General features: G+C 38.9%; 14 protein-coding genes. 3 read left to right on the plus strand and 11 right to left on the minus strand.

Annotated features, from left to right (window positions below; genetic code table 11):
- Nucleotides 1-10: 10 nt before the first annotated feature.
- The 7 genes from G6554_RS13060 to pdxR form a co-directional block, all read right to left on the minus strand.
- Complete coding sequence (locus tag G6554_RS13060) at nt 11-613, minus strand: ECF transporter S component (RefSeq protein ID WP_308107606.1); 603 nt, start codon at nt 611-613, stop codon at nt 11-13.
- 22 nt (nt 614-635) lie between these two features.
- Entirely contained in the window at nt 636-1,382 is a 747-nt protein-coding gene (locus G6554_RS13065; protein WP_166242521.1) for a nucleoside phosphorylase, read from the minus strand.
- 326 nt (nt 1,383-1,708) lie between these two features.
- On the minus strand, nt 1,709-1,993 hold the full coding sequence (locus G6554_RS13070) for a hypothetical protein (RefSeq protein ID WP_166242523.1): 285 nt from the start codon (nt 1,991-1,993) through the stop codon (nt 1,709-1,711).
- 377 nt (nt 1,994-2,370) lie between these two features.
- A complete protein-coding gene (gene bioB / locus G6554_RS13075; protein WP_166242525.1) occupies nt 2,371-3,384 on the minus strand; it encodes a biotin synthase BioB in 1,014 nt (337 codons plus the stop codon).
- Nucleotides 3,385-3,727: 343 nt separating this feature from the next.
- Nucleotides 3,728-4,270: a signal peptidase I gene (gene lepB, locus G6554_RS13080; protein ID WP_166242527.1), complete on the minus strand. Its 543-nt coding sequence runs from the start codon at nt 4,268-4,270 to the stop codon at nt 3,728-3,730.
- 179 nt (nt 4,271-4,449) lie between these two features.
- Nucleotides 4,450-4,848 carry a GyrI-like domain-containing protein gene (locus G6554_RS13085; protein WP_166242529.1) on the minus strand — a complete coding sequence of 133 codons (399 nt, stop codon included), beginning with the start codon at nt 4,846-4,848 and terminating at the stop codon, nt 4,450-4,452.
- A gap of 176 nt (nt 4,849-5,024) precedes the next feature.
- A complete protein-coding gene (gene pdxR, locus G6554_RS13090) occupies nt 5,025-6,431 on the minus strand; it encodes a MocR-like pyridoxine biosynthesis transcription factor PdxR (RefSeq protein WP_207342972.1) in 1,407 nt (468 codons plus the stop codon).
- Nucleotides 6,432-6,547: 116 nt separating this feature from the next.
- On the opposite strand from pdxR, the gene G6554_RS13095 reads away from it, so the two are divergent.
- A complete protein-coding gene (locus G6554_RS13095; RefSeq protein ID WP_166242531.1) occupies nt 6,548-6,964 on the plus strand; it encodes a GNAT family N-acetyltransferase in 417 nt (138 codons plus the stop codon).
- Nucleotides 6,965-7,080: 116 nt separating this feature from the next.
- Here the strand turns inward: G6554_RS13095 and G6554_RS13100 are convergent, their stop codons facing one another.
- Nucleotides 7,081-7,869, minus strand: coding sequence for a GNAT family N-acetyltransferase (locus G6554_RS13100; protein WP_166242533.1), 789 nt, complete (start codon nt 7,867-7,869; stop codon nt 7,081-7,083).
- 128 nt (nt 7,870-7,997) lie between these two features.
- Here G6554_RS13100 and G6554_RS13105 point away from each other — a divergent pair, with 128 nt between their 5' ends.
- Nucleotides 7,998-10,172: a peptidoglycan D,D-transpeptidase FtsI family protein gene (locus G6554_RS13105; protein WP_166242535.1), complete on the plus strand. Its 2,175-nt coding sequence runs from the start codon at nt 7,998-8,000 to the stop codon at nt 10,170-10,172.
- 40 nt (nt 10,173-10,212) lie between these two features.
- Here the strand turns inward: G6554_RS13105 and G6554_RS13110 are convergent, their stop codons facing one another.
- Together G6554_RS13110 and G6554_RS13115 are read right to left on the minus strand one after the other, a co-directional pair.
- Nucleotides 10,213-10,821: a transglutaminase-like domain-containing protein gene (locus G6554_RS13110; protein ID WP_166242537.1), complete on the minus strand. Its 609-nt coding sequence runs from the start codon at nt 10,819-10,821 to the stop codon at nt 10,213-10,215.
- Between the two features lie 69 nt (nt 10,822-10,890).
- A complete protein-coding gene (locus G6554_RS13115; protein WP_166242539.1) occupies nt 10,891-11,067 on the minus strand; it encodes a hypothetical protein in 177 nt (58 codons plus the stop codon).
- 146 nt (nt 11,068-11,213) lie between these two features.
- Here G6554_RS13115 and G6554_RS13120 point away from each other — a divergent pair, with 146 nt between their 5' ends.
- Nucleotides 11,214-12,230 carry a DUF3231 family protein gene (locus G6554_RS13120; RefSeq protein WP_166242541.1) on the plus strand — a complete coding sequence of 339 codons (1,017 nt, stop codon included), beginning with the start codon at nt 11,214-11,216 and terminating at the stop codon, nt 12,228-12,230.
- 14 nt (nt 12,231-12,244) lie between these two features.
- Here G6554_RS13120 and G6554_RS13125 read toward each other — a convergent pair whose 3' ends face one another.
- The gene (locus G6554_RS13125; protein WP_166242543.1) at nt 12,245-12,544 is read right to left on the minus strand and encodes a phospholipase A2 family protein; all 300 of its coding nucleotides are present in this window, start codon (nt 12,542-12,544) and stop codon (nt 12,245-12,247) included.
- Nucleotides 12,545-12,672 lie beyond the last annotated feature (128 nt).

Below are 12,672 nucleotides of genomic sequence, written 5' to 3' on the forward strand. Positions count from 1 at the left end.
TAAAAAAGACTTAATCCAGTGTCTCGATTTTTTCATTATTATTATATAGTTGGACCACATTTCGCGGTAAACCTTTGAAAATACCAAAGCTTATTAACACCACTAATAATTTATCCGGTACATCAACAACCAGTTCATCAAGCAGCGATGCCAGCCAAGTAGAATCGGTGTTTGCTAGAATAAAAGCAAATAATGCATCACCCCATACATTCCCTGTTTGTCCGCCCCAGAAACCAATATTTAGCGGCGTCGATACAATCGTAGCCACAAGCCCAATGATTAAACCGGCAACGATAGCTTTTCCCCAGCTGGAAATATAGCCCTTGTAAAAAAGGATTCCAACTGCCAAACCGATTGCGACACTTGTAATCGCATAAACAAATGAAATCGGATCTGTAAAACCATAAATAATATTATTGATTGCTCCTGCTAGGGCACCAACAATGGGCCCCCCTAACATGGCGGCTAAGACAGTTCCGATAGAGTCTAACCATAGCGGCAGTTTTAACAGTTGCGCAAGTAATTTACCGATATAGTTAACACCTACTGCAACTGGAATCAGAACGAGCGCGGCTGTTGATAAACGTAACGACCACATGCTTTGTTTTTTCACTTAAAAAACCCCCTATTCATTTTTAAAATGTAGAATCATAGGAAACAAAAGCCTCAAGTGCGGTGAGAATTTCTATTTCTTCCCCACGCTTGCTATTGTTTTTCGCATCAACGTAATCATTGATTCCCCCTTCCAAATCCCCCTCTATTTCGACAACAACATTTAATATCGAAGCGGTCTTAATGCCACGCAAACCGCCAATCACAAATAGGGCAGCGGTTTCCATATCTGAGGCAAGAATTCCCTTCCCTGACCAATACTTGTCGATTTCTTGCTCTTTATCAGTATAAAAGCTGTCATGACATCTGACAATACCTGTGTAATTTTTTGCCCCATTCTTTTTTGCTGCATTCCTTACATGAAATAGCAGCTCCGTATCCGGGATAGCCGGATATGCCTTGTTAATATAGGCATATGACGCTCCGTCATTTCTAACAGCACCGGAAGCAATGACCAAGTCACCTAGGTGTATATGCGGCTGCAAGGCGCCACAACTGCCAATCCGAATCATGGCTTTCACACCGATATTCTTTAACTCTTCAATGGCAATTCCAGCAGATACTCCACCAATACCTGTAGATGTCACGAAAATAGGTACCCCTTTATAGTGGCCTTTCACCGTCTTATATTCACGGTTATAAGCGAGCTCCACGTGATTGTCTAAGAACTTTGCAACTTCATCGACGCGACCAGGGTCTCCCGGAAGTAAAGCATATTGCACCTCGTGACCGTTTCCAATTCTGATATGCGGTTGTAGGTTAGTTTCCATATTCACTAGCTCCTTTGGGTTATATTTGTTATGTGGTTAACTAGGGTTGGTTGTTAAAATGTATGTATGATAATTGATTCTATTCACAAGGGTCATTGGGCTTTATCTGCTCGTGTGGGCTATGTAAGCATCTTGTTGAAGGTCTATTTTTTTGGTGGAAATAATTCGGAATCCTTTTTGCACTTCCTATATGATAATTTTACCAAATGAAGCAAGTTTGGTCATTCAAATTAAAAACTGACCTCTTTATCACTATTTACAGTATACAAAAGGTGCCTGACACCCAAAGGGTGTCAGGCACCTTTTCCCTTATTTTACCTTTATTATTACCGCTGTCCTGGTTTATACGTTCCGTGGCCGTGGTGATAGCCGTGTCCCGGATAATAGCCGCTGTGACCGTGATGGTAGCCATGTCCCGGATAATACCCACCATGTCCATGGTGATAACCATGACCTGGATAGTAGCCGCCGTGACCATGATGATAGCCAACTGGAGTTGGATAATAACCCCCATGTCCATGGTGGTAACCTTGGCCTTGATAGCTGCTGCCGTGGCCATGGTGGTAACCTTGTCCCGGATTTCCAGGATAACCTCCCATTTGTCGTTCCATTAAGAATCCCTCCTTTTTACTGTTGCTACATAGTGTATGTCTACCTGTAAAAATAGGAATAGATTCTTGCCCAATATCTTTAATGACAATAAAAGTTAGGCTAACATATTTTTACTAGTAAAGACTTACTCGCCATTTATGGCTGAAGGTGTTTTAAACGGCCGCCGGCCATCGTAAGCGAATCTTCACAACTTCCACACAACTTCCCCCTAAGTTCTACACAAGTTTTTCATATGATAGGAGTAACTTAATTAGGAATAAGTTCATAAGAGCTCATTTCTTAAGACTTCCCATAATTTGATTGGTGCCTGACACCAATCTATTTTTTTGCCCAAAAAGGTGATGCCTCAGCAGTTTTCGTGAAGCATCACCATCAATTAATAGATTTTTGCAAACGACTGGCTCTCTACATCGAATGGATATTCCTCGATGTCGAATCCAAGGTCCTTAATGAGCTGGAAGTCGGCATCCGCACATTGTCCATTGGTCGTTAAATAATCGCCGACAAAAATAGAGTTTGCAATGAATAAGCCTAAATTTTGCAACGATCTCAGGTTAAATTCACGGCCGCCGGAAATTCGAATCTCCTTCGTCGGATTAACAAACCTGAACAGGGATAATATTTTCAAGCAGCGGATTGGGGTTAGGTCATCTAGATTTTCAAGCTTTGTGCCCTTAATTGGATGAAGGAAATTTACTGGAATGGAATCCGCATCTAGCTCTTTTAAGGCAAAGGCCATCTCAACAATATCCTCATCGGTTTCGCCCATCCCGCAAATGACTCCGGAGCATGGGGAAATCCCCGCTTTCTTTACATTTTCAATCGTCTCAACTCGATCCTCATAATCATGCGTGCTGGTAATATTCTCATGATGGCTCGCGCTTGTATTGATATTGTGATTAAATCGATCCACACCGGCGGATTTCAGCTTAACTGCCTGTTCTTCGGACACAAGCCCCAAACAGGCACAAATTTTAATTTGCTCCACCTCATTTTTAATTTCTCGGACAGCCGAGACAACAGTATCTACCTCATTATTGGTCGGCTTCCTCCCGCTAATTACGATACAATATGTACCAATTTTATTCCTTTTTGCCTCTTTAGCGCCCTCCACAATCGTTTGTTTGCCAATGAGAGTATACCGGTCAATTTCTGTTTTTGCTTTAATCGATTGAGCACAATACCCACAGTCCTCGGGACATAGTCCGCTTTTAGCATTAATTAACAAATTCAACTTCACTTTATTCCCATAATAATTTCTGCGAATTTCATAGGCTCCATTAACGAGTAATAGAATATCCTCATCATTGGATAATAGGATTTCCATTGCCTCGTCATTAGTTAATTCCTGTCCATCAATCACATTTTTCGCCAGCTTAATCCAATCCATGCCATCACCTCAATTTTAATTGTCAACCAATATTATTAATAGGTTAACAATTAAAATTATAAATCATGTAAGCTATTAAGAAAATAAATTAATGAAAAATAGGGATATACAGGTAATTTTACCCACAAAGAAATTCTTCACAACTTCCACACAACTTCCCCCTAAGTTCTACACAAGTTTTTCATATGATAAGAGTAACTTAATTAGGAAATAAGTTCTTAGGAGCTCATTTCTTAAAACTTCCCATAATTTGATTGGTGCTGACACCAATCTATTTTTTTGCAAAAAAATAGGCCGCATCGGCCGCCTTCCCACTTTTTTGCATATATCCATCGTTTCTCGGCTATTTTACATTCCTAATATCCGAGAAAGGGAAGACCACAAATTCACTTTCTCCTATAATGGCTGTTTGCTTGATAAAGCCTAAACCATTGCGGCTATCCATACTTTTTAGACGATTATCCCCCATTACAAAATAATGATTTGCAGGGACTGAGATTGGGCCAAAGTCACCTGTTAACAGACTCCCCATTTCCTCGGCAGCCTTACGATTTTCTGATAGGTAGGATTCCTTAATGGGCTCACCATTTATCAATAATTGGTCAGCTTTCATTTCAACCTTATCCCCTGGCATCCCTATGATTCTTTTTACATAATTAACGGCTGGACCTTTAATAATAACAACGTCACCTCTATTTAAACTCATCACATAGCTCATTTTGTTCACTAAAATTTTCTCATGATTATGTAACGTCGGTTCCATCGATGCACCTTCAACAATATAGGGTGAAAATAAAAATGTTCGGATAATAACAGCAATACCCACTGCAATAAATAATGATTTCCCCCAGCCGAGAAGCTCCTTTTTTGTATTCGAACCAGCCATTTCAACAACACCCTTCTACATGTATTTTTATCCTAGTTCGTTTTCTGTTACCGACCAAATAACTTTCCAAAAAAGCCCTGCTTGTTTGGCTTCTGCTGCGCAGGTAACTTTGTGGGAATTCCTACTGACAAAAGAAGGTTACAAAGTTGACACGGAAAAATTGCAATGGAGGTAGATTACTATTTAATCGCAATGTGGACCTCAATTTCTCCTTGCGGGTAATATTTCTCAAAATCATATGTGTATGCTCTTTCCAACGTACCTGCATTTTCAAGCTCCCATATCTTTTTCCAAGTGTTAATAATCCCTTGTTCTTCTGTTGTATTCACATGGAAGATTTCATATTTTGCGTTATGTGGTATTTCTAATGAAGGTACGCGGTTATTCTCTTCAATAGCAATGCTTAATGTAAAATCCCCTTTATAGTCACTCTTGTACTCATGATACACACCGTAAGTAATCATGTCTGGCTTGGTAAGTCGATTGGAAGCCTCCCTCCACAATCCTGTAATCTTTTGTATCAAAAGGTCATCGTTAAAATTATTAGTTCGGACACTTTTAATAATTGATAATTTCAAGTAGTATCTTCCTTTCAAATATAATAATCTTTTTACTATTTCTACACAGATTCATATTTTCCTCTTATTTCCACAAAGCAACATTTTTAAATTTGCTATGATGTTCCACAATTATAACGACATTTACTTTTTTAAGAATATTCCACCAATTTAATTTACATGCCAAATTACACTACTTAGTCTAACTCCCATGCTTCTTTTAATAATCGTATCCCTAGCTCTATTTGATCCCCTGTTAAACCACCAAAGCCTAATAAAATCATTGGTTCTTGCTCAATATCCTGATTCGCATAATAAACTGAGGTTGGGTGTACCTTTACTTTCTTTTCCGAAGCTCTTTCAATCAGTTCCGTTTCAGACATTTGATTTTGTACGTTTAATAGAATATGTAACCCCGCTTCATCCCCAATAACCGTTACTTTTTGACCCAGATATTTCTCAATGGACTGAATCAATACAGTCTGCTTTTTACGGTAGACGGTTCTCATTTTATTTAAATGCCGTTCCCAATGGCCACTAATCATGAATTGCCAAAGTGTGTGTTGATGGAGCCTTGATACAGTCTGTTTGTAAAAAGTAAAATGCTGATTATATTTTTCTAGTAAGCTAGTAGGTAAGACCATAAAACTAATACGTATCGAAGGAATCAGGGATTTGGAGAAAGTCCCTAAATAAATGACTTTGCCGTTCCTGTCTAGTCCTTGCAAGGAGGGAATTGGTTTTCCCTTATATCTAAATTCCCCATCATAGTCGTCCTCAATAATGTACCTGTCCTTTTCCCCTGCCCATTTTAATAATTCCATTCTTCTTGTAATCGGCATGACCATTCCATTTGGAAATTGGTGTGAAGGGGTAACATAGGTGATATTCGCCTTACTTTCAGCTAAATGATTGAGGGCCATCCCTTCTTGATCGAGTGAAATCGGTTTTAAGGTCACCCCTTGATCTTTAAATACTTCCCTAGTGCGATGAAACCCTGGATCCTCCATCGAATAAATCCTATCTCTCCCAATAATCATCGTTAACAAGCCAATTAAATATTGGGTTCCGGCACCAATGATAATTTGATCGGCGCTACATCTTACACCCCTTGATTGATACAAGTATTTGGAAATCACCTCTCGGAGTGCCAATTCCCCTTGTGAATCGCCATTTAAAAAATGAGAATTTTCTTCTTCGTAAAGACTTTGAAGGGTTAACTTTCGCCAAACCGAATAAGGAAAATGTTCCAACGCGACAGCACCGTGACTAAAATCAACTCTATATTGCACGCTGTCTTCACTTATTTCCTTTTGTGTTTTTGGGGAATCCTCAAAGTGGATAAACAAATCACGATTAAGGTTATTCACATAGATTCCTTTTCTCTCCACACTTTCAGCATATCCTTCTGCCAGCAATTGTTCATAAGCTGTCTCAACCGTATTCTGGCTGATTCCCAGATGTTGGGATAGTCTCCTTTTTGACGGAAGTCTTTCCCCTGGTTCAATTTTTCCTGTTTGAATCTCTTTTTTGAAAAAGTTATAGAGTTGTATATATAACGGTTCCCCGCTCCCGTAATCCATATTGATGGTTATTTCTACCACACTCTTTCCCCTCCTTAATCATCTGGTATGGTTAATTACATTATATCTGACCCTTTTGGGCATATCAGTTATTTTCTATAATCATAGATAATATGGTGGAAGGGATGATGTTTACGATGAATTTTTCAGATGGAAAATCAATTGACTTTAGGATTGGGACGGCTGTTACTGCGGAGGAATTATCTGATGTGTTTGAAAGGTCCGGGATAAGACGGCCTGTTGATGATTTACCTCGCCTGCAGCGAATGATTGAACATAGTGATTTGCTTATTACTGCATGGGATGAACAAACATTAGTGGGCGTTGCAAGAGCAGTCACAGATTTCAGCTATTGCTGCTATTTATCAGATTTGGCCGTGAACAAAGACTATCAAAAAAAGGGTATTGGAAAAGAGTTAGTACGATTGGTTCAAGAACAAATTGGCGAGGAAGTCACATTATTGCTGCTATCCGCACCCACTGCAATGGAATATTATCCGCAAATTGGATTTAATAAGGTGGAAAATGGGTTTATCATGCCAAGAACGAAATAAAAAAGTCCTGTCATATCAAAAAAACTAGTAAGATATGACAGGATTTTTTTCTAAAACTCAATCCCCTTCACAGCGTTGGTCCTCCCAGTGGCACAGCAAAATATGGTGCTGCCACCTTAGCCTTCCTGGATTTCTTTAATGCTTTTCCCACCTAAAAAGGCATGGCCGGTAATGAATTTCCCAGTTGTATGAAAACCGTATTTTGCATAGACTTTTTCGATTTTCTCATTGATTGGAAAAACCCAAAAATCCTCTATTCCCTTGCTCTTTACCTCTGCCTGCAGGAAGTAAATGAGCTCTCCTATCAAGCCTTTCCCTCTGAATTCCTCTTTCGTTGCGACGCTTTCCATTCGAGCTTGATCACCATGTTCAAATATACAAGCCGTTGCACATGATTCCCCATCATAGCGAAGAAGATAATGAGTAAAAGCCGGGTGGTTAAACTCTTCTGGAAATGCCTTTTCCCTTACCTCCCTTCCGCCAAACTCTTTAATACTGCATTCAATTTCTAATGCCTCATTAAAATTCTCATTTGTTACTTTTTCAATCGTGACAAGCTCCCTGCCTTTATACTCAGTAATTTCTTTGTTCCAGATTTGGATCGGGCTGACTAATTCCTCAAAACCAAATTTGTAAGAATCTAATTCTTTTATAAACGAATCTAGTTTTTCAAGATTATATAAATAAAAACGAGGGATTATATTTCTTTCTTGATAAAACTGTATGACTTCTTCAATCACTGCCCTAGGATTTTGTGGAGCTTCATGAATATGTGCATGGTTAGCATCATAGTAAGTTGGCTGGGCTTCATTATGTAGAATATAGCCCCAGGAAGTTGTTTCTCGCCTCGTAAAAGTGTCCAGGTACGCTAAATCAAGCTCCAATACTTTTTGAAATAGGTTCAAGATTTTCTCCTCCATTTTAATGTAGATCTCCTTTATCTTACCAGAACAAGAAACTTTCCAAAATATAGTACTTTCGTTATAGTAGGTTTATAGATAAAAATTTTAATATGTAGAGAGGTTTGTCCAGATTGAATACAGTGAAAAAGAAAAAAAAGGAAAATACCCCATTAAGAATAAACATACTATTTTTTATTGTCTTTCTATTATTTTCCACGCTCATTCTTCGTTTGGGGATGTTGCAAATCGTTTTTGGAGAAAATTATCAGCGCGAGATTGACCAAAAGGAGATTGTTCCCGTGAATTCATCTGTACCGCGTGGGAAAATATTTGACACGAATGGCAAGCTAGTAGTTGGAAATCAGCCATTGAAAGCTATTACCTATACTCGGTCCGGTTCGGTTACCCAGGATGAAATGTTGGACATTGCCGCTAAACTAGCTGACCTTATAAGTAAAGAATCCGAGGATGATTTCAAGGCTATTACAAAGAGAGATCGCCAAGACTTTTGGATCATCAAGCACCCCAAATTAGCTATTGCTAAAATAACGAATAAGGATAAAGAAAGACTACAGAAGAAAGAGTTAGAGAAGAAAGAGTATGATAAAGAAATATATGATTTAACCAGGGAAAGAATTACGGAGGAAGAACTAAATTCTTTTTCACAAAAGGAACTTGAGGTATTGGCTATTTTTCGTGAAATGGCCAGCGGAACCGCCTTATCCCCTCATATTATCAAAAATAAAGATGTTACCGATGAAGAATATGCCGTTGTAAGTGAACATCTTGATTCCTTACCAGGAGTGGATACCACAACAGATTGGGACAGGGATTATGTCTTGAAAAATGCAGATGGGAACGGACCATTAAGCTCTGTTTTAGGCAAAGTGACCAGTGCCAAAGAGGGGCTGCCAAAAGATAGTCTAGATTACTTGCTTGCGAAAGGGTATAGCCGTAATGATCGTGTGGGAAAGAGTTATATCGAGCAACAGTATGATGACGTATTACAAGGGCAAAAAGAAACGGTAAAGAATATTACCGATAAATCAGGGAATGTCTTGGAAACGCAAATTTTTCAAGAAGGAAAAAGAGGCAATGATTTAGTTTTATCCGTTGATATTGAACTTCAACAAAAGATTGATGAGATTATTCAAGACAAGCTTGGGAAAGCCAGGGTTGGCCAGCCTTATATCGATCGAACTTTGGTCTCCGTTATGAATCCAAAAACCGGAGAAATGCTCGCTATGTCCGGTAAACAATATGTAGTAGATAATGAAACGAAAAAAACAGAAGTGAGAGATTTTGCATTAGGAAACATGACTACTTCTTATTCTATGGGATCTGTTGTAAAAGCCGCAACCGTATTAACCGGGTATCAAACAGGGGCAATTGTTCCGTGGCAAAGCCTATATGACCAACCATTAAAGTTTAAAGGTACACAAGTTAAAAAATCATGGAACACAGTAGGTTTTGGCTCAATAAATGATTTATATGCGTTAAAAAGATCTTCGAACGTCTATATGTTCTTGACAGCGATGAAGCTTGGCGGGCAACAAACGTACGTTCCAAATGGCCCGTTAAGTATTGATAAAGTTGCAGCCATCAATACATTCCGAAAAAACTTTGCTCAATTTGGATTAGGCGTTAGGACGGGCATTGACCTCCCGGGTGAACAGACTGGGTACGGCGGTGGACAAATACCATCAGATGCCGGTAAAGTCTTGGACTATGCAATAGGGCAATATGACACCTATACACCACTGCAACTCGTTCAGTATATTTCAACCATTGCCAATGGCGGTTTTCGGGTCCAGCCACATCTCGTAAAAGAAATTCGGAAGCCTACTAATAAGGCTGATGAATTGGGTCCTATCCTTGAAGAAATGAAACCGACAGTCTTAAATAAAATTGATATGAAAGACTCTTGGATTAACCATGTTCAAGAGGGCTTGAGACTTGTCGTCAACGATCCACAGGGCACTGGATACGGGTCCATCAAAAATAAACAATATAAGATAGCAGGGAAAACGGGAACAGCACAAGCATTATACGATGGCCCTTTAGGCGGCCACCCCATGCTATGGAATGTAACGTTTGTAGGATATGCTCCATACGACAATCCTGAAATTGCCGTATCCGTTGTTGTTCCTTGGTCAACTACTGATCAAACACATACTAATTTAGAAATTGCTGATGAAATTTTTAAAGCCTATTTTGATTTAAAAAAAGCTCGATTAAATCAAGGAGAAGATACTACTCAGAATGGGGAAATAAATAATTCCGCTGAAGGAAATGAAGCACAATAAGTTAAAAGAGCTAGGTGTGTCCTAGCTCTTTTCATTTGCCTTAATCAATAGCTTCCGGACGATTGTAAAATAACTCCTTGCAATCAGTTGAATACTTCATTGACGAAATGACAGATTCTAATGGTTTGCTGTACACATATGGATAATCCTCTTCACCTAATTCCGTTCGGATGGGGTATGCTAGTCTTTCGGGACTGATGCTAAATTCAGATTGTACCCCAGGCTTATTTCCTCTTGGATCAATTCGAAACCACGTATAGAGTTCATGAAAATAGACAGCATTTAATCCGTGCAGTGCATATCCTGATTCAGGTGTTCCCCTCCGTGTTACCCGCTGATAGCAAAAGCCTGTGGGAATGCCCATTCCTCTTAGCAAGGCTGCAAGTAAATGTGATTTGGCAAAACAGATCCCTTCTGTTTGCTCGAGTGTTTCAGAAGCACTGATGGTAATTTTAGTACTCTCCTTGTCAAAAGAATGCTGAATATCATCTCGGACAAACTGAAACGCTAATTGTGCACAATCATGCTTGTTTTTACCAATACGCTGAAGCTCTTCAATTTTTTCACGAATAACCGGATGATGGAAGTCGATCATCTCGGTTTCTTCTAAATATGCAGCCATATTGCTTGAGCCGATAATTAGTTCCATTCAAACCACCCCGTTTATGATAATTAAGCTCATTATAAAAGCTTAGGGGGGAAAGTTCCGTGATCTAAATCAAGAATTCTTTTTCAGTAGGGGTTCCACTTTTTTATTAATCAGTGAATTCCCTACTAAAAATAGTGCAATACCAATGACCACGGACCAAATACCAAGGCTGCTTAAATAAATATTTCCAGTAAATATAATCAACACCAGCCAGCCAAGTTTAAGAAACCAATAGAGAAAGTACATGAAATTCGCCCTCTCGAAAAGTAGATTTACTCCTATAATTACCTATATCAAGTAAGATTTCAAAGTATTCGCCCTTTCGCATATCCAATCCAACAAATGTAAATAATAACATTGGCTCAAAAATTTGGTAGCCGGAGGGATTCTATATGGAACACCAGCATATACACTTAACATCTTCCGAGATCGCATGCCTGTGGACTGCCTATTTGAATGACAGTATGTCCAAATGTGTCTTAACTTTTATGATAAACCATATCCAAGATACCGATATAAAACCTGTAATTCAATTTGCACTGAATATTTCAACGGATCACTTGAATTTTTTACATACTTTATTTGAAAAAGAGCAGTTTGCTTATCCAAACGGTTTTACTGATAGTGACGTGAATGTAAATGCTCCATGGCTCTTTACAGACACGTTTTGTTTATCCTATGTAAATCATATGGCAAAAGTCGGAATGCTTGCGTATGGCGGATTTCTTGCTATGAGTACGCGGACTGACATTCGTGCTTACTTTACAGAGGAGTTAAAGAAAATAACCACACTTTATAATCAAGCATTGGATATTGGACTTCAAAAGGGGATAGTTGCAAGGCACCCTTACATTGAAGTTCCGAAAGAAACCGATTATGTTGATAGCAAAAAATATTTAAGCGGTTTAAATCCTTTTAGCAAAAAACGTCCTTTAAATGCCGTTGAAATATCCCATTTGTATATGAATACCGTGACCAATGCGATTGGGGTTAAATTATGTCTTGCCTTCGCGCAAACCTCTCCCACTAAAGAAGTACAAGAATTTATGATAAGAGGAAAAGAAATTTCACAAAAACACATTCAGATATTTGTATCTACCTTACTTGATAACAATATTGAAACACCCAATTTACCTGATTTATCAATTAGCCATTCAACCAGCCAAACCTTTTCTGATAAATTGCTTATGTTTCATATGTCGCTCTTAAGCGCCTCTGGAACAGGGAATTATGCAACGGCTGCCGCTGCAAGCCAAAGAACAGATTTAGCCTTGAATTATGAACGCTTATCAATTGAAATTGCCCAATTTGCTAAAAGCGGTGCTGACATTATGATCAAGAACAACTGGCTTGAGCAACCCCCGGGAACCAAAGACAGAACAGAATTAGCGAAAAAGAAAGAAGGTTGACCCTTCTTTCTTTTTCAATATCGTCGATGCTGGCCGCCACATGTAAATGTTGTCTTTACCTTCATAAAGTCATGCATTAATGCTGCTTTCCTTCCTTTATCTGTAAATCTATTTTTCCTCACACGTAGACACTCGATAAATTCTGCATCACACTGACAAGGGGAGATTCCCCGACTAAGGCAGCGATCATGTCTCTGGCAGCAGGCATCTACATCATTAATAGGTGCCCCTGGACCACTGCAGCCAGGACCACACCATCGATACCCCGGAAAAATACACAAAGCAAAAGGACTTTTTCTCCTTCGATTATGCAAAACAACCACCTCCCTAAATAAAATTCCTCTTACTACTAAAATATGAAATCCAAATCAAATTGCATTGGCAAAACCCCCAACCCCATGTCCAATAAAACTAATTTATTAATATAGAAATAATTGAAACA

Source organism: Bacillus sp. MM2020_4, assembly GCF_011250555.1.
Lineage (GTDB): Bacteria > Bacillota > Bacilli > Bacillales > Cytobacillaceae > Neobacillus.

Coding starts and splice junctions, on each gene's coding strand:
- G6554_RS13065 (WP_166242521.1), bottom strand. CDS start 1,382: ATGGAAACTAACCTACAACCGCATATCAGAATTGGAAACGGTCACGAG.
- G6554_RS13070 (WP_166242523.1), bottom strand. CDS start 1,993: ATGGAACGACAAATGGGAGGTTATCCTGGAAATCCGGGACAAGGTTAC.
- bioB (WP_166242525.1), bottom strand. CDS start 3,384: ATGGATTGGATTAAGCTGGCGAAAAATGTGATTGATGGACAGGAATTA.
- lepB (WP_166242527.1), bottom strand. CDS start 4,270: ATGGCTGGTTCGAATACAAAAAAGGAGCTTCTCGGCTGGGGGAAATCA.
- G6554_RS13095 (WP_166242531.1), top strand. CDS start 6,548: ATGAATTTTTCAGATGGAAAATCAATTGACTTTAGGATTGGGACGGCT.
- G6554_RS13110 (WP_166242537.1), bottom strand. CDS start 10,821: ATGGAACTAATTATCGGCTCAAGCAATATGGCTGCATATTTAGAAGAA.
- G6554_RS13115 (WP_166242539.1), bottom strand. CDS start 11,067: ATGTACTTTCTCTATTGGTTTCTTAAACTTGGCTGGCTGGTGTTGATT.
- G6554_RS13120 (WP_166242541.1), top strand. CDS start 11,214: ATGGAACACCAGCATATACACTTAACATCTTCCGAGATCGCATGCCTG.